The following is a 16,465-nucleotide window of genomic DNA, read 5'->3' as shown; positions in this document are numbered from 1 at the left end:
ACAGTGCCACCGTGGTAGCTTTTATTTTGATAGCTGCTAACGCTTGCTGTATAAGCGCTAGAGGCACTTTTGACCTGAAATTGAAAGGATGCAGAGATGGCAGATTTGTATGAAACCCGGAGCGCGCAGGCAACGTCTCTCGCGGGCCGGATGGGCAACGGGGCGAAGGCGGTGGCGGCAACGCTCTTGGTAGCGCTGATGCCGTGGGCGACCCAAGCCCTGGCCCAACCGCAAACATCGCAAACATCGCAAACATCGCAAACATCGCAAACATCGCAAACATCGCAAACATCGCAAACATCGCACCCCGTCGCTGGCGTTGCCCCGCCGCTGGAAAACCGCTGCGGCTGGTTTCACAACCCCACCCCCAACAACGCCAGCCTGACCGACCGCGACGGGGAATGGGTGGTCTCCACCCAGGGTGGTGACAGCGCCGAAGGCGACTGGCCCGTGTTCACCGATGCGCAGTGGAAGAAAACCAATGGCCACTATGGCTACGGGTGTGCGTGTATGAAGGTGGTGGTGGACCGCAGTGATCAGCGGGTGCTGCGCATTGCTTCGGCGGTGGCGAAGCCCTTGAAGGCGTGCCGGGAGGATCGTGCGTTGCCCAAGCCTTGATCTTGCGCAGTAAAAAGACGCCCTCAGAATCTGCTTGTCGTGTGGGGCCAGCCTGCACAAAAATTCGAAGGCGGTTCGTTAATTTCATCTATCTTGAGGACACACCATGCCCCATGCATTGAACTGGTTCGAGATTCCCGTCACCGACTTCGACCGTGCCAAAACCTTTTACGAAACGGTTCTTGGCACCACCATAACCACGATGGAAATGGGCCCGACGACGATGGGCATGCTTTGCACCGACCCGAACGCTATCGGCGGCGCGCTTGTGCAGGGTGAGGGCAGCGTGCCCTCGCAAAACGGGACGATGGTGTACCTCAATGGTGGGGACGACCTGGCCCCGATGCTGGGGCGCGTTGAGCAGGCGGGTGGGGCGGTGGTTGTTCCCAAGACGGAGATCGGCAACGACTTTGGCTTCTTTGCCCACTTTGTGGATACCGAGGGCAACAAGGTGGGACTGCACTCCATGACGTAGCGGGCACTGCGCCTGCCGGGACGAGAGCCGGTGATGCCACCGGTTCAGCCAGCACTTCCTGGCTGCGTCAGTAGCTCCAGCCGCGTCAGATACGCCAATGCTTGCCCATTGCTGGCGCCACACATCTCTACCGACGGCATCAACCCGCCGCACACCGCTGGCCGCTCTGGCTGCCCAAAAATGCGGCAGCGTGCGTCGTCTCCCAGCTGAATGCATCGCACACCCGCAGGCTTGCCCTGCGGCATGCCCGGGATGGGTGAGCTGATGGAAGGCGCCGTACAGCAGGCTCCGCAGCCGGGGCGGCAGTCCACCTTCGGTTTACCTTTACTGGCCTGCGTCCGGTTGCAGCCGGGCGGAGGCCCACAGCACCTGGTCCACCACGGCGTGCACACGGTCGCGGTGGGCTGGCTGGATGAGGGCGCCGCTGTCGTCAAACGCGCTGCCGGCCGAGCCCAGTGCAAACGTCTTGGGCGCGAGCCAGCATTCCAGATTGATGAGCAGGGGCGCCAAGTGGCTTTGTGAACGCAAGCCGCCCAAAGCGCCAGGCGATGCGCTGAGCATGCCTGCCACCTTGCCTCGAAAGCTCTTGCCGCCGTCTTGCCAGTCGGGGTTGCCTTTGACGGGGCTGGATGCCCAGTCGATGGTGTTCTTGAGCAGTGCGGTGTAGCTGCCGTTGTACTCGGGCGAGCAGATGATCCAGGCGGGGTGCTGCCACAAAATCTCTTTGAGCCGGATCACGTCGGCCGGTGTGCCCTGGGCTTCGAGGTCGGCGTTGTACATCGGGATGTCGAAGTCCGACAGCTCCAGCAGCGTGACGGTGGCGCCTGCGTCGCGTGCAATGGCGGCGGTGGCGTGGGCCAGTTTGCGGTTGAACGATTGCTGGCGCGTGCTGCCCGCAAAGATCAGCAGCGAAGGGGTGGATGTGGTGGTGTTGGGCATGCGTGCGATTGAATCACAGGCAGGGGGCAGGATTCCTGCAAGCAGGTTTCACGTGAAACAACCACCTTGCTGACCCGACCCGCGACGTGGCGAATGCAAAGTGGGAAAATCGCGGGTTGCCCGCGCTGATGCAGGCGACTTGACCATTGGGCCAGCACGGCCCCGGAGCTCCCCCATGTTGTACCCCCAGGAATTTGATGTGATCGTTGTCGGCGGTGGCCATGCAGGCACCGAGGCCGCGCTGGCTGCTGCGCGCATGGGTAGCAAAACGCTGCTGCTGACCCACAACATCGAGACGCTGGGGCAGATGAGCTGCAACCCCAGCATCGGTGGCATCGGCAAGGGCCACCTGGTGAAAGAGGTGGATGCTCTGGGTGGTGCCATGGCCCTGGCCACGGACGAGGGCGGCATTCAGTTTCGCATTCTCAACAGTTCCAAGGGCCCGGCCGTGCGTGCCACGCGCGCCCAGGCCGACCGCATTCTGTACAAGGCCGCTATCCGCCGCATGCTGGAGAACCAGCCTAACCTGTGGCTGTTTCAGCAGGCCGTGGACGATTTGATGGTGGAGGGTGACCGGGTGGTGGGTGCCGTCACCCAGGTGGGCGTCCAGTTCCGCAGCCGCACGGTGGTGCTGACGGCCGGTACTTTCCTTGACGGCAAGATCCATGTGGGCCTGAACAACTACGCTGCAGGACGAGCAGGGGACCCACCTGCGGTGTCGCTGTCGGCACGTTTGAAAGAGTTGAAACTGCCCCAGGGGCGCCTGAAAACTGGAACGCCGCCCCGGCTGGACGGCCGCAGTATCGACTTTTCGAAGTGCGCGGAGCAACCCGGTGACGGCATGCCGGGCGGCGTGAACGAGGGTACGGTGCCTGTGTTCAGTTTCATGGGCAATACCGCCATGCACCCGCGCCAGATGCCCTGCTGGGTGACCCACACCAACGAGCGCACCCACGAGATCATCCGCAGCGGTTTTGACCGCAGCCCCATGTTCACCGGCAAGATCGAGGGCGTGGGCCCGCGCTATTGCCCCAGCGTGGAAGACAAGATCAACCGCTTTGCCGACAAAGACAGCCACCAGATCTTTCTGGAACCCGAGGGCCTGACCACGCACGAGTTCTACCCCAACGGCATCAGCACCAGCCTGCCGTTCGACATCCAGTACGACCTGGTGCGCAGCATGAAGGGGCTGGAGAACGCGCATATCCTGCGCCCCGGCTACGCCATCGAGTACGACTACTTTGACCCGCGCTCGCTCAAGAGCAGCTTTGAGACGCGGCAGATCCAGGGCCTGTTTTTTGCCGGGCAGATCAATGGCACCACGGGCTACGAAGAGGCCGCGGCGCAGGGTTTGTTTGCAGGTATCAACGCCGCGTTGCAGTGCCGGGGCGACACGCCTTGGCTGCCTGGTCGCGACGAGGCCTACCTGGGCGTGCTGGTGGACGATCTGATCACCAAGGGCGTGACCGAGCCCTATCGCATGTTCACCAGCCGGGCCGAGTTCCGCCTGCAGCTTCGGGAGGACAACGCGGACATGCGCCTGACCGAAGCAGGGCGCCGTATGGGCCTGGTGGATGACGCGCGCTGGGATGCGTTCAGCCGCAAGCGCGATGCTGTTTCACGTGAAACAGAACGCCTGAAAGCTACCTGGGTGAATCCGCGCAGCCTGCCAGCGGCGGAGTCCGAGCGGGTGCTGGGCAAGAGCATCGAGCATGAATACAACCTGTTTGAACTGCTGCGCCGCCCGGATGTGAACTACACCAATCTGATGTCGATGGATGGCGGCAAGTATGCGTCCCAGGATGTTTCACGTGAAACCTTGGGCGAGCTAAGCGAGCCTGTGGTGGAGCAGGTGGAGATTGCTGCCAAGTACGCGGGCTACATCGACAGGCAGCGGGATGAGGTGGGCCGCGCTGCGCATTTTGAAAAACTGCGCCTGCCGGCCGAGCTGGACTATATGCAAGTCACGGCACTGAGCATCGAAGCACGCCAGGTGCTCAGCCGCCACCGGCCCGAAACCCTGGGCCACGCGTCACGCATCACGGGCATCACCCCCGCTGCGATCTCGCTGCTGATGGTGCATTTGAAGAAGGGCGGGTTCAAGGAGTTTACGGCGGCTGCGGCTGCCAAGGCAGAGGGAGAAGTGGCGGCATGACGACGGCAGTGAACAACGACACTTTGCGCCAGCAGCTGCAGGCGGGCTCAGATGCTTTGGCCCTGGGCTTGACCGATGCCCAGGTCAATCTATTGATGGATTTTCTGGCCCTGCTGCAGAAGTGGAACAAGGTCTACAACCTGACGGCTGTGCGTGACCCGCAGGAGATGATGACGCACCACCTGCTAGACAGCCTCGCCGCCGTGGCGCCGCTGCGTCGGCATGTGGCGGGCTTGCAGCAGGGTGGGGCGGTGTTGCCGGTGAAGCTGCTCGATGTCGGCTCCGGCGGCGGTCTGCCCGGCGTGGTGTTTGCCATCTGCTGCCCGGACGTGGATGTGAGCTGCGTAGACACCGTGGGAAAAAAAGCGGCCTTCATTCAGCAGGCGGCGGTGGCGCTGAAGCTGCGCAACCTGCATGGCGTGCACGCGCGGGTCGAGACGCTGACGACACCCTTTGACATCATCAGCTGCCGCGCCTTTGCTTCGTTGCCCGACTTTGTGACCTGGTCGCGGGCTGCGCTGGTGGCGCCGTATGGAGTCTGGCTGGCTATGAAGGGCAAGCACCCCGAGGACGAGATCGCGGCGCTGCCTGCGGATGTGTCGGTGTTTCACGTGGAACAGCTCACCGTTCCCGGCCTCGACGCCGAGCGCTGCATCATCTGGATGCGCTGTCAGAACGGATAGATGGCCGATTACACTCGTCCTTCCTGAGTCCTCGGATGGGTGCGCGCACGATGCTGCAAAAGTTCTTCAACGGTTTGGTATTTGGGGCGGGATTTTTTGTCTCTGTAGGGTTGTTAGGTTGGCTTTTGGCCTCAGTGCTGATAACACCGCCCATTGGCTCTGAAGGTAAGACAATCTACTTTGGCCCATCTTTGTCAGGTGCGTCTGGGATTGCGAATAAGGCGCACACCGAGCAGCCCTCGCTGCATGATTTACCGCTCGAAAAGCAAATTGAGCGCGCCACCGTCATTGTTGTGACGCGCTTTGAAGATGTAGCAGATGGGCGCAGAAAAGCGGTCGTTGCAGAAATTTTGAAACACGCACCGGGGACGCGATTTCAGTACGCGGTTGGAGATGAATATCCTTCTGCGAGTTACTACCCGAAAGACGATGTGATCCGTGGCGATGGCGCGGTCATTTTCTTTGAGGGAGCTGCAGCCGACATGCGGTACTCGGTCTCTTTTCAGGGCGACCGAGTCAGCGGATTGGGGGATATTCCGATGAAGCTGTTCCGAGAAAAGTGCAACCAATCAAGAGGGTGAATCATGTTCGGCATCGCAGACTACGGCGCCTTTGTTGCCGCCATTGTGTTGTTCCTGGCCATTCCAGGCCCTGGCAATCTGGCGCTCATCACCTCGACCAGCAAGGGCGGCATTCGCGGCGGCATAGCGGCCACGATGGGCGTGATTGCGGGTGACCAAGTGCTGATGTGGGCGGCGGTGGCCGGTGTGGCGGCGTTGCTGGCCACCTACCCCACGGCCTTCAGCGCGGTGCAGTGGCTGGGCGCGGCCTACTTGGCCTGGCTGGGCTTCAAGATGCTCACTGCCAAACCCGGTGCACAACCCATCCTCAACATCCAGCCGCGCCACTACTTCAAGCAGGCAGGGCTCATCACCTTGCTCAACCCCAAGGCCATCGTGTTCTACATGGCGTTCTTCCCGCTGTTTGTAGACCCGGCCCGTCACCAGGGGCTGCTGACCTTTGGCGTGATGGCGGCCACGGTGGCGGTGCTGACATTCATCTATGGGCTGGTGGCCGTGCTGCTCACCCACCATTTGGCCGAGCGCATGCGCGCCAACCCGCGCATCGGCCGCGTGCTGGAAAAAGTGGCGGGCGTCTTTCTGATCGGTTTTGGCATCAAGCTGGCCATCTCCAAATAAAACAACAACGACAACAACACGGACTGCAACACCCACATGGCCAAAATTTTCTGCGTTGCCAACCAAAAGGGTGGCGTTGGCAAGACCACCACCACCGTCAACCTTGCTGCAGGCCTGGCCAAGATCGGCCAGCGTGTGTTGATGGTGGACCTGGACCCCCAAGGCAACGCCACCATGGGTTCGGGCGTGGACAAGCGCAGCCTCGACCTCACGGTGTACGACGTGCTGCTCGAATCCGCCTCGGTCAAAGAGGCTGCGGTGCTGTCGGAAAAATGTGGCTACTGGGTGCTGGGCGCCAACCGCGAACTGGCGGGTGCCGAGGTGGAACTGGTGGCGCTGGACCACCGCGAAAAGCGTTTGAAGGCCGCGCTGGCCGAGGCCGATGGCGACTACGACTTTGTGCTTATCGACTGCCCTCCGTCTTTGAGCATGCTCACGCTCAACGGCTTGTGCAGCGCACACGGTGTGATCGTGCCCATGCAGTGCGAGTACTTCGCGCTCGAAGGGCTGACCGATCTGGTCAACACCATCAAGCAGGTGCATGCCAACCTCAATACCGACCTGCAGATCATTGGCTTGCTGCGCGTGATGTTCGACCCGCGCATCACCCTGCAGCAGCAGGTCAGCGACCAGCTCAAGGGCCACTTTGGCGAGAAGGTGTTCAACAGCGTGATTCCGCGCAACGTGCGTTTGGCCGAGGCGCCCAGCTACGGCTTGCCCGGAGTGGTGTTTGACCCGGCGGCCAAGGGCAGCCAGGCGTTTGTGGAGTTTGCGCAAGAGATGGTGGACCGCGTGCAGACCATGCCCGCTGCCGCCGTTTCTATAGCCAAAATGGCCTCTAGCGCTTGATGGATAAGCGCTAGTAGCTATCAATATAGTAGTAATGAAGGCATCTAACATCCTCCTCTTGCCCGGATGGCAGAACTCAGGTCCCGACCACTGGCAAAGCCTGTGGGAGGCCCAGCACGGCTACCACCGCGTGGAGCAACACGACTGGATGCGACCGCTGCGCGGCGACTGGTCGGCGCGCCTGGAAGAAACCGTGGTCGATGCCGACGGCCCCGTGGTGCTGGTGGCGCACAGCCTGGGCTGCGTTCTCACCGCCTGGTGGGCAGCGCACACCCGCCACGCCGCCAAGGTGCAGGGCGCTTTGTTGGTGGCGCCGGGCGACGTGGAGCGGCCCGACCTGGCCGCGCAGATCCACGGCTGGGCACCCATTGCGCGCCAGCCGCTGCCCTTCCCCTCCGTGCTGGTGGGCAGCCGCAATGATCCGTATTGCAGCTTCGAGCGCGCGGAAGGTTTGGCCCAGGCCTGGGGCGCGCGGTTTGTCGATTACGGCGAGCGCGGGCATATCAATTCCGAGTCGGGCCTGGGCGAATGGGTCGAAGGCCACGCTTGGCTGCAGGAATTGGCGGGTGATGTTGCATGAAGCTGCGGACCTTCTGGCGCAGGCCCGGATCGGCTGAGCCGCCCGCAGCGCCACCGCAAAAAAGGCTCGATCCCGTGTGGATCGAGGCGCCGCTCACCATGCTCTCCTGGTTTCTTCCAGGCGGTGCCGTGGTAGTGGGCGCGCTGGGGCAGTTCATGCTGGCTCTGGTGCTCTTGGCCATCGCATGCGGTGTGTGGCTTCGTTTGTGGCGTGGCCGCAAGAAGCGCCGTGCGGCGCGCCGCACCACGCCCTGAAATGTTGCCAATTCCTGTCCATGTCAAAAATCAACCTGTCCGCCATCGCCCACCAACTGCCCCGCGCCTGGAACTCCACGGTCGTGGGCCGGGCAGCAGGCGCCAACCTCAAGGTGCTGCGCATGGACGACGCGGCCTATCCCGATGAATCGCACGACTTTGACGAGGCGCTGCTGGTGCTCGACGGTTGCATGCGCCTGGACCTGCAAGGGCAGGTTACCGAGGTGAATGCAGGCGAGGTGTTCATCGTGCCTGCTGGGGTGCCTCACGCGGTGGCGCCCGGCAGCCATGGCACGCTGGTCATCATCGACCGCTGAAGACTCTTTCCTCCATTTTTTTCCTGAGAAGCATTTCATGGTCACCAAAAAACCCAAGGGCCTCGGCCGCGGCCTGGAAGCCCTGCTGGGCCCCAAGGTCGAAGAAAAAGTGGAGCAGGCCCAGGCGGCCGAGGCCGGGCTGCCCAGCAGCCTGCCGCTGTCTGAATTGGTGCCCGGCGTGTACCAGCCGCGTACGCGCATGGACGAGGGCGCGCTGTACGAGCTGGCCGAAAGCATCAAGGCCCAGGGCATCATGCAGCCCATCCTGGTGCGGCGCCTGACGGGTGGCGACAACGCCGGCAAGTACGAAATCATTGCGGGCGAGCGGCGCTTTCGGGCGTCGCGCCTGGCGGGCCTGGCCGAGGTGCCGGTGCTGGTGCGCGATGTGCCCGACGAGTCGGCGGCGGCCATGGCGCTGATTGAGAACATCCAGCGCGAAGACCTCAACCCGCTGGAAGAAGCGCACGGGCTGCAGCGCCTGGTCAAAGAATTTGGCCTGACGCACGAGCTGGCCGCGCAAGCGGTGGGCCGGTCGCGCAGCGCCGCCAGCAACCTGCTGCGCTTGCTGAACCTGGCCGAGCCCGTGCAGACCATGCTGATGGCGGGCGACATCGACATGGGCCATGCACGCGCGCTGCTGTCGCTGGACCGCGCTGCGCAGATCACGGCGGGCAACCAGATTGCGGCCAAGAAGCTGTCGGTGCGCGAGGCCGAAGCGCTGGTCAAGAAGATCGGTGCCGAGTTCAGCCTGGTGCCGCAAAAGCCCCAGAAGGAAAAGTCGCGCGACCTGAAGCGCGTGGAAGAAGAGTTGTCGGACCTGCTCATGGCCGAAGTCGAGGTGCGTGTGAAAAAGCGCGTCAAGCGCCACGGCCGGGTGGAAGACATGGGCGAGCTGGCGATTCAGTTTGGTTCGCTCGAAGCTCTGAATGGGCTGATCGATCGCTTGCGGGGCTGATCAACCGGCGGGACGGTTCCGGTCTGTCCCCGCGCAAACATGCGTGAAATAGCGCACACAAACGGTTTCCACAAGTAACTTGCGCAGGCAAAATGCGTCTGTGCGGGGCCTACACTGCGCTGCGTTCAACACACCCGGGTTGACCGCAAGGCCTCTTCACAGGGCGGCGAAAGCGCCGTTCTGCGGCCCACGATGGATAGCCGGGTGATTCACGCATCTCCTTGAAGCCCACCACCATGCCCCTTTTGCGCCTCGCACAACGGTCCTCCAACCCCCTGCGGGTTGGGCCCCTCGGCGGCTGAGAACCCTATGGCCCTGCGTTTGCCCTGGCCCCTGCCCGCATTGATGGCGTGGGCGTGCGCGTGGCTGGTTTTTGTGCTGCTGCAGCGTGCGGCGGTGCCTGCGGTGGCTGCGCTGGTGGCGGCCTGTCTGCTGGGTACTGCGGCCAGTGTGTTGGGCGGCAGCTGGTGGCGCCGGGGGCTGATTGCCACAGGGTTTCCGCTGTCGCTGGCGCTGCTGGGGGCGGCCAGCCTGCCCAACTGGGCCTGGCTGGTGCCGCTGTCGCTGTTGTTGCTGGTCTATCCGCTGAACGCCTGGCGCGATGCGCCGCTGTTCCCTACACCACGCTATGCGCTGCAGGCGCTGGCTCTGCAGGCGCCGCTGCCTTTGGGCGCGCGGGTGCTGGATGCAGGCTGTGGCGTGGGCGACGGTTTGAAGGCGCTGCGCCATGCCTACCCGGCTGCGCAGCTCGAAGGTGTGGAGTGGAGCTGGCCGCTGCGCCTGCTGTGTGCGCTGCGCTGCCCCTGGGCCTATGTGCGGCGTGGCGACATGTGGGCGGTCGACTGGAGCGGCTACCGCATGGTGTACCTGTTTCAACGGCCCGAGAGCATGGCACGCGCCGCAGCCAAAGCCGAGGCCGAGCTGGCGCCTGGGGCCTGGCTGGTCAGCCTGGAGTTCGCGATCCCCGCTGTGTTGCCCAGCGCGCAGCTGCGGGCACCGGGCGGGCGGGTGGTGTGGCTCTATCGCATGCCCCTGAACCGCACGGACGCATGACATGCGATGTGTCTCTACCTGTTTCCGCTGCGTTGCACGGTTACAGAAAAGATACAAGCTTTTGCTACATTGCGCCCCAGGCTACAAACCTACACAAAACAACCAAGAAACACACAGCCTGAGGGGGCTGCAAGCAGCACGCCAAAGCGCCGGGAGGGGGCGCACGGGTTGCCTGCACCACCCTTATCCGGTCTTCGACCACAGTCATCGGCAGCATCTAGCGCGGCACACCCTGAACGGTGTTCCTGCAGTGTGGTGCCGCCGCGCGCGTGGGCAGGGCCGGGGTTTTCTGTTGCTCAACCGTCCGATCTGCAAGGAGCATTCATGACCACCCACCAGCCCACACTGGCCTCTCGTTCCCGCCTGCGCGTTCGCCCGCGCCTTTTGTGGGTGCTGACGCTGAGCGCAGCGCTCACAGGCTGCGCCACCATGCAAAGCCATGACAAGCTGGCGACCGACATGCAAAGCGCAGGCCGCACGGGCGGCATCCCTGCGGCGCTGGCCAGCCTGGAAAGCACCGCCAAGACAGAAGAAGAAAAAACTGCGCTGCTCTACAACATGGAACGTGGCGAGTTGCTGCGCATGGACCGCCGCTACCCTGACAGCACCAACGCCTTTCTGCTGGCCGACAACAAGGTCAAGGAATGGGAAGAAACCGCCAAGACCAACCCGTCCAAGCTGATGGGCACCGTGGGCGCGGCACTGATCAGCGAACGCCTGAAGGTCTATGAAGGCCAGGACTACGAAAAGGTATGGCTGACCACGCGCCTTGCCCTGAACCGCGTGGCTGTGGGGGACTTTGAAAACGCCCGCGTCGACATCAAGCGCACGCACGAGCGGGAGGCCATCATTGCCGAGTTCCGCTCCAAGGAAACCCTGGCGGCCGAAGAAGAAGCCAAGGCCAAGGGCGCCACCTCGGGTGGCAAGGAACTCAACGGCTACCCGGTAGAGACGCTGAATGACCCCGAAGTGCTGGCGCTCAAGAACGGCTACTCCAACGCCCTGAGCCACTACCTGGCGGGCTTTTTGTACGAGATGCTCAACGAGCCAGGGCTGGCCGCGCCGGGCTACCGCAAGGCGATTGAACTCAAGCCCGACACCCCGGTGTTGGAAGAAGGCCTGCGCGGGCTGGATACGCGCACCGGCTTCACCTGGAAGCGCCGCCAGCGCATGACCGACGTGCTGTTCGTGGTCGAAGCGGGCGATGCGCCTGCCCGCAAGCCCAAGGCTTTCACCTTGCCCGTGCCCACTGGCCGCGGCATGGTCACGGCCAGCATTTCGTACCCTGTGATCGAGCCGTCCACCGACCCGCTACTCACGACGATCTCTGCCGCTGGCACTGACCTCAAGCTCGAAAAAGTGGTGGACGTAAACGTGATGGCCCGCCGCGCCCTGAAGGACGAAATGCCCGGCATGGTGCTGCGCGGCTTTACCCGCGCCGTGGCCAAGGGCGTGCTGCAGAACGAGCTGCAAAAACGCGGTGGCCTGGTGGGGGGGCTGATTGGCGCGGTCGCCTCGGTGGCCACGGAGCAGGCCGACGACCGCCTGTGGCGCATGCTGCCCGGCCGCGTGTACGTGGCGCGTGGCTACCTGCCACCGGGCGAGCACACCATCACCATCAATGGCCGTGCGTTGCCTGTGCCGATCAAGATCGACGGTCAGTACGCGCTGGTGCCGCTGCGCCTGTATGAAAACAGCGTGCTGACCGGCGACGTCGCCATGCTGGGCCAGCTGCCCGCAGTGGCGGCTGTACCCCAGCCTGCACCGCCCGCAGCGGCACCCGCTGCGCCCGTGCGTACCACCAACAACCGTGCACGCTCGGTGCCCCAGTCCGCCGTCAAGCCCACCGTCGCCAAGCCAGCAGCGGCAGCACCAGCAGCAAAGCCTGCGGCCGCAGCCAAAAACTGAATCCACCCTCTTTTGACCCTTTTCAAGGAGCCTCTCGCATGAGCACCCGTTTTAAACCTGCAGGCCTGACGGCCGCCATTCCCGCTGCGGTGTGTGCAGCCCTGATGACCCTGGCCACCAGTGCCAGCGCCCAACAGCACGACCCGGCTACCCCGCTGGCCGTGGCCTCCAAAGTCGCCCTGCGTGGCGAAGCCAACAGCATTGCCGTGCGCGAGATGCGCATCGTGCGCAAGAACGACATCCTGGTGGTGCAGGCCGACATGGCCAACATGGGCCGCACCGACCGCACCGTGTTCTACCGCTTCAAGTGGCTGGACCAGGTGGGCAACCAGGTGGGCGACGGCGAATCGTGGAAGCAGATGAGCGTGCTGGGCCTGGGCCAGCAGACCGTCAAGAGCGTTGCACCCACCGCTGCGGCGGTCGACCTGCGCCTTGAAATGAACGTAGAACCGCGCTGAACCAGCGCTACCACCGAAGATTGAGTGAGGAGTTAAGAACCATGACCCAAAATACCATCCAGCGCAGCGCGCTGATCCTGGCCTTCGCGGCCAGCACCCTGGCCCTCTCGGCCTGCCAGAACCTGTCTTCGCCCACCGTGCGTTTTGACCGCCAGGTCAACTACGGCGACGCCAAGGCTGTGGAGCTGGTGACCAACGAATTCGGCTCCACCGACCTGCAGATGATTGCCGAGAAGATGACTGGCGGTTTGCTCGAAACCGGCATCTTCCAGGGTCGCCCCACGGTGACCATCTCCACGGTCAAGAACAAGACCAGCGAATACATCGACACCACCAACGTGATGAACTCGATCCAGACCTCGCTGGTCAAGTCGGGCAAGGTGCGTTTTGTGCGCTCCATCAACGAAATGCAGGCCGGTGTGGACGAGCTGCAGCGCCAGAACCAGAGCGGCCTGTACAAGCAGGGCACCACCGCCAAGGTCGGCCAGATGACCGCCGCCAAGTACAGCATGGAAGGCGAGCTGACGAGCATCGTCAAGCAGAACAACGCCACCAAGGACGTGTACTACAAGTTCACGCTCAAGCTGTTTGACGTGCAGGAAGGCACGATCGAATGGCAGGACGAAAAAGAGATTCGCAAAACCAGCAAGCGCTGAGGAGCACACCATGCAACGCAGAACCACCTTGAACGCGGCCCTGGCCGTGATTGCCGCCACCGCCGTGGCCTGGGGCGCTACCGCCCACGCGCAGCAGAACACTGCGCCCAAGATCGCTGTGACCGACCTTGCCTACGCGCAGCGCGTGTCCGAGTACTTCATGGCGGGCACCTACCAGCGCAGCAGCCAGATGAGCGCCGGTGGCAGCCACAGCGGCGGCCACAGCAATGGGCCGTATGGCGGATCGGGCTCGCACTCGGGCAGCCACTCCATGCAGGCGTCCGAGCAGGCCAGCGGCACCTATGTGGCCGGGCGCTACAGCTACATCGAGCAACGCGAGCTGGGCGGCTACACCAATGACATCAAGGGTGCGCTGCTACAGGGCACGTACTTCCGTCTGGTGCAGGGCAAGGGCTTTGACGCGGGCAAGCCCCAGCCGTCCAAGGCCGAACAGGTGCTCAACCAGGTGCAGGGCGGCAAGATGGCCACGCCCCAGGTGCAGCCTGAGGTCGGCAACGTGATCGCCCGCATCAAGAAGGGCGAGTTCGCCGGTGCCGACTACGTGCTGTTCGGTGTGGTCTCCAGCATCGACTTCACCGATGCGCTGTCGCCCCTGCAAGGCACCAGCAGCGCCACGCGGCAGTACGGCCTGCAGCTGCTGGCCGACTTCTCGCTCATCAACACCAAGACCTACGAGATCAAGGCCGCGTTCTCCGCCCAGGGCGAAGGCAACGACACCAAGATTTTGTCGGTTCGCGGTGACATCGCACCGCCCAACCGCGCCAAGGTGATGCGCGAAACCTCCCAGTCGCTGGCGCAGGACGTGTACGCGCAGCTCGCCACGCAACTGGGCTACACCGATGCCCACCTGGCCCGTGGCGTGCGTCCGCCTGTGGTGTACCAGCAGGGCGGCCAGCCCACGCCCCAGCAGCAGCAACAGCAACCTGAACAGGTGCTGATCCTCAAGTGAGGATCGCGCCACCGTGCCCGCAGTGACGCCCCCAGCCGTCGCCACGCAGCGCCGCTCCAAGGCCAGCCCCGCGCTGGCCTTTTTTATGGTCGTGGGTGTCGTGGTTGCTGTAGCGTCTGTTTTGTCCGGCTGCGCTGCGCCGCCACCGGAGGTGCAGGCGCCAGAGGATGCGCACCCCGCGCACCCCGCGCACCCCGCGCACCCCGCGCACCCCGCGCACGCCGCGCACGCCGCGCACGCCGTAGACGTCCTGGCGGCGCCCACACAGATCCCTGCAGAAGGGTTCGCGCAGCGGCCCCTGCCCGGTGCCGACGGCGCCATCCTCCGGACGTTGCAGCGCAGCGAACGCACCGCACCGCTGCGCTACCGGGTGATTGTGATTCCGGGCTCGGGCTGCGCGGGCATGGGGCCGATTGCCGAGCGCTACTTTGCCGGCCTTCTGCATGCCCAGGTGCTGGTGCTGCACAAGCCGTGGGTGGACCCCCAGGCGCGCACAGCCCCCGCCCATTGCCCGCACCTGTTTGTGTGGCGGGACAGGCATTCCACCTGGCTCAAACACGCGCGTGCGGCCTTGCGTGCCGATGCGGCGTTGCGCCAGGGGCAGCCCGCGTTGCCGCAGCTGCTGGTCGGCATATCGGAGGGCGCAGAACTGTTGCCCGCACTTGCCCCCGAGGTACCGCATCTGGCGGGCCTGGTGCTCATCGGCTCCAGCGGGCTGGACCCTCAGGAGGTTGGCGCGCTGCAGGCCCGCCGCCTGGGCGCAGAGGCCGACTGGGCCGCGTTGTCGCGGATTGTGGCGGGCGCTCCCCCAGACACTGTGGTGGTGCAGGGGCGCAGCCTGGGCTACTGGCGCGACCTTCGCAACTGGCCGTTGACCTTGCCGCTGCTACGCAGCCCCTGGCCACTGCTCCAAGTGTGGGGCACTGACGATGCGCTGGTGCCTGCCGAAGCCTACGCGTCATTTGAGGAGCTGGCCCGCTTGCGCACCGCGCCCTACTGCGCACGGCGCATGGAGGGTGCCGACCACGGCCTGCAGCGCTCCGCAGCGGGTGTAGACGGTGTTCAGCAAGTGTGGGCCTGGACCGAGCAATGGGCGCGCAACCCGCAGGGCGGGTTGTGCGGGACGCCTGCGCAGTAGTAGCGCTGTGTGGATCAGCTTTTGGGCGTCGCTGGGGGCTGTGGCCGCCGGATCAGCGACACCACCAGCGTGACCACCGTGAGTGGGATGACAAAGCCCAGCATCACGGTCGAGAACGTGGGCAGCGCGGCGTGGTCCTGCGCGGACATGATGAGGTAGGTAACGTAGGCCACGTAGTAGCCCAGGAACACGCCGCCTTCCCACCGCGCAATCTCGCGGCCTGAAAGAAAGATGGGCAGCGTGGCCAGCGCCACGGCCAGCATCACCCACATATCGAAGGCCATCACCGAAGGAGGCACCACCAAGCCCGTGCTGCCAGAAACCAGACCCGATAGCCCCAAACAGCCGAGGATGTTGAAGGTATTACTGCCCACCACATTGCCTACGGCTATGTCGCGCTCGCCCTTGATGGCTGCTGCGATCGAAGTGGCCACCTCTGGCATGGATGTACCTGCCGCCACGATGGTCAGGCCAATCACGACATCACTCACCCCCAGGGCCTTTGCAAACACCACCGACGCAGTCACCATCCAGTCCGAGCCGATCACCAGCAGCCCCAGCCCCACGACGATCAGCACCAGTTGCACCCACAGGCGCGAATCCCAGGCACCCGGTGCAGAGGGCTTCAATTCGGTTTCGTACTCGTTCGGTGCGGCGTGTGCGTCCTGCGCCGCGCGGGTCTCGCGGCGCGACTGCACGATGAGAAACACCGTGTAGGCCATCATCAGACTGAACAGCAGCGCACCATCGAGCAACCCCAGGCGGCCGTCCAGGCTCAGCACCAGCAGCAACAGCGCCGCACCGATGATGATGGGCACCTCTTGCCGGATGAGCTGGATATGCACGATCAGCGGCGCGATGAGCGCGCTAAGCCCCAGGATGAAGAGCACATTGAAGATGTTGCTGCCCACCACGTTGCCGATGGCCAGGTCGGTCTGGCCGTTGAGAACGGCTCCAACGGACACCGCCATTTCGGGTGCGCTGGTGCCAAAGGCCACGATGGTCAGGCCCACCACCAGCGGCGATATGCCAAACGACAACGCCAGCTTGGACGCGCCACGCACCAGCACATCGGCACCGGCCACCAGCGCCGCCAGACCGGCGGCAAACATCAGAAAATTGAGCACGTGAATACCTCGTCTAGGCAGGGTTGGGGTTGCAGTGTGGGGTCGGAGTGTGCCTGCGCAGTTCCAATCCCACCACGTGCGTGTGGATTTTTTTGATCTTGAACAGGTTCTGCGAGGGCAGGGCACGCATG

At 63.9% G+C, this 16,465-nt stretch carries 20 protein-coding genes; 17 read left to right on the top strand and 3 right to left on the bottom strand.

Features of this window, described 5'->3' with window-relative positions; all coding sequences use genetic code 11:
- The first annotated feature begins 96 nt into the window (after nt 1-96).
- Nucleotides 97-618 (top strand): DUF4087 domain-containing protein, encoded by a 522-nt coding sequence (locus tag ACK4OE_RS01265; RefSeq protein WP_409882489.1) that lies wholly within the window; start codon nt 97-99, stop codon nt 616-618.
- A gap of 106 nt (nt 619-724) precedes the next feature.
- Nucleotides 725-1,093 (top strand): VOC family protein, encoded by a 369-nt coding sequence (locus ACK4OE_RS01260; protein ID WP_409882488.1) that lies wholly within the window; start codon nt 725-727, stop codon nt 1,091-1,093.
- A gap of 44 nt (nt 1,094-1,137) precedes the next feature.
- Here ACK4OE_RS01260 and ACK4OE_RS01255 read toward each other — a convergent pair whose 3' ends face one another.
- Both ACK4OE_RS01255 and ACK4OE_RS01250 read right to left on the bottom strand, forming a co-directional pair.
- The gene (locus ACK4OE_RS01255) at nt 1,138-1,404 is read right to left on the bottom strand and encodes a YkgJ family cysteine cluster protein (protein ID WP_409882486.1); all 267 of its coding nucleotides are present in this window, start codon (nt 1,402-1,404) and stop codon (nt 1,138-1,140) included.
- A 13-nt stretch (nt 1,405-1,417) separates the two neighbouring features.
- A complete protein-coding gene (locus tag ACK4OE_RS01250; RefSeq protein ID WP_409882485.1) occupies nt 1,418-2,032 on the bottom strand; it encodes an NADPH-dependent FMN reductase in 615 nt (204 codons plus the stop codon).
- 175 nt (nt 2,033-2,207) lie between these two features.
- Here ACK4OE_RS01250 and mnmG point away from each other — a divergent pair, with 175 nt between their 5' ends.
- The 15 genes from mnmG to ACK4OE_RS01175 all read left to right on the top strand — a co-directional run bounded on the left by mnmG (nt 2,208) and on the right by ACK4OE_RS01175 (nt 15,207).
- Complete coding sequence (mnmG, locus tag ACK4OE_RS01245; protein WP_409882484.1) at nt 2,208-4,187, top strand: tRNA uridine-5-carboxymethylaminomethyl(34) synthesis enzyme MnmG; 1,980 nt, start codon at nt 2,208-2,210, stop codon at nt 4,185-4,187.
- Nucleotides 4,184-4,870, top strand: coding sequence for a 16S rRNA (guanine(527)-N(7))-methyltransferase RsmG (rsmG, locus tag ACK4OE_RS01240; RefSeq protein WP_409882483.1), 687 nt, complete (start codon nt 4,184-4,186; stop codon nt 4,868-4,870). The genes mnmG and rsmG overlap by 4 nt, the downstream gene beginning before the upstream one ends.
- A gap of 35 nt (nt 4,871-4,905) precedes the next feature.
- Complete coding sequence (locus ACK4OE_RS01235; RefSeq protein WP_409882481.1) at nt 4,906-5,451, top strand: hypothetical protein; 546 nt, start codon at nt 4,906-4,908, stop codon at nt 5,449-5,451.
- Nucleotides 5,452-5,454: 3 nt separating this feature from the next.
- Nucleotides 5,455-6,069 (top strand): LysE family transporter, encoded by a 615-nt coding sequence (locus ACK4OE_RS01230; protein WP_409882480.1) that lies wholly within the window; start codon nt 5,455-5,457, stop codon nt 6,067-6,069.
- A gap of 36 nt (nt 6,070-6,105) precedes the next feature.
- Nucleotides 6,106-6,918 carry a ParA family protein gene (locus ACK4OE_RS01225; protein WP_409882479.1) on the top strand — a complete coding sequence of 271 codons (813 nt, stop codon included), beginning with the start codon at nt 6,106-6,108 and terminating at the stop codon, nt 6,916-6,918.
- A 34-nt stretch (nt 6,919-6,952) separates the two neighbouring features.
- Nucleotides 6,953-7,498 carry an RBBP9/YdeN family alpha/beta hydrolase gene (locus tag ACK4OE_RS01220; RefSeq protein ID WP_409882478.1) on the top strand — a complete coding sequence of 182 codons (546 nt, stop codon included), beginning with the start codon at nt 6,953-6,955 and terminating at the stop codon, nt 7,496-7,498.
- 98 nt (nt 7,499-7,596) lie between these two features.
- Nucleotides 7,597-7,752: a hypothetical protein gene (locus ACK4OE_RS01215; RefSeq protein WP_409882476.1), complete on the top strand. Its 156-nt coding sequence runs from the start codon at nt 7,597-7,599 to the stop codon at nt 7,750-7,752.
- A 20-nt stretch (nt 7,753-7,772) separates the two neighbouring features.
- On the top strand, nt 7,773-8,069 hold the full coding sequence (locus ACK4OE_RS01210; protein WP_409882475.1) for a cupin domain-containing protein: 297 nt from the start codon (nt 7,773-7,775) through the stop codon (nt 8,067-8,069).
- A 37-nt stretch (nt 8,070-8,106) separates the two neighbouring features.
- Nucleotides 8,107-9,024, top strand: coding sequence for a ParB/RepB/Spo0J family partition protein (locus tag ACK4OE_RS01205; protein WP_010465109.1), 918 nt, complete (start codon nt 8,107-8,109; stop codon nt 9,022-9,024).
- A 309-nt stretch (nt 9,025-9,333) separates the two neighbouring features.
- Nucleotides 9,334-10,077, top strand: coding sequence for a class I SAM-dependent methyltransferase (locus ACK4OE_RS01200; protein ID WP_409882474.1), 744 nt, complete (start codon nt 9,334-9,336; stop codon nt 10,075-10,077).
- A gap of 324 nt (nt 10,078-10,401) precedes the next feature.
- Nucleotides 10,402-11,985: a COG3014 family protein gene (locus ACK4OE_RS01195; RefSeq protein ID WP_409882473.1), complete on the top strand. Its 1,584-nt coding sequence runs from the start codon at nt 10,402-10,404 to the stop codon at nt 11,983-11,985.
- 38 nt (nt 11,986-12,023) lie between these two features.
- On the top strand, nt 12,024-12,443 hold the full coding sequence (locus ACK4OE_RS01190; RefSeq protein ID WP_409882472.1) for a YcfL family protein: 420 nt from the start codon (nt 12,024-12,026) through the stop codon (nt 12,441-12,443).
- A 41-nt stretch (nt 12,444-12,484) separates the two neighbouring features.
- A complete protein-coding gene (gene lpoB, locus ACK4OE_RS01185; protein ID WP_409882471.1) occupies nt 12,485-13,099 on the top strand; it encodes a penicillin-binding protein activator LpoB in 615 nt (204 codons plus the stop codon).
- A 10-nt stretch (nt 13,100-13,109) separates the two neighbouring features.
- Nucleotides 13,110-14,069 (top strand): hypothetical protein, encoded by a 960-nt coding sequence (locus ACK4OE_RS01180; RefSeq protein ID WP_409882470.1) that lies wholly within the window; start codon nt 13,110-13,112, stop codon nt 14,067-14,069.
- A gap of 13 nt (nt 14,070-14,082) precedes the next feature.
- Nucleotides 14,083-15,207: an alpha/beta hydrolase gene (locus ACK4OE_RS01175; RefSeq protein ID WP_409882469.1), complete on the top strand. Its 1,125-nt coding sequence runs from the start codon at nt 14,083-14,085 to the stop codon at nt 15,205-15,207.
- A 14-nt stretch (nt 15,208-15,221) separates the two neighbouring features.
- On the opposite strand, the gene ACK4OE_RS01170 is transcribed toward ACK4OE_RS01175, so the two are convergent.
- Complete coding sequence (locus tag ACK4OE_RS01170) at nt 15,222-16,319, bottom strand: calcium/sodium antiporter (RefSeq protein WP_409882537.1); 1,098 nt, start codon at nt 16,317-16,319, stop codon at nt 15,222-15,224.
- Between the last annotated feature and the right edge of the window lie 146 nt (nt 16,320-16,465).

This window comes from Acidovorax sp., assembly GCF_046314175.1.
Lineage (GTDB): Bacteria > Pseudomonadota > Gammaproteobacteria > Burkholderiales > Burkholderiaceae_C > Acidovorax.
The sequence above is the reverse complement of the archived record's forward strand: the minus strand, read 5'-3'. Positions and strand labels throughout refer to the sequence as shown.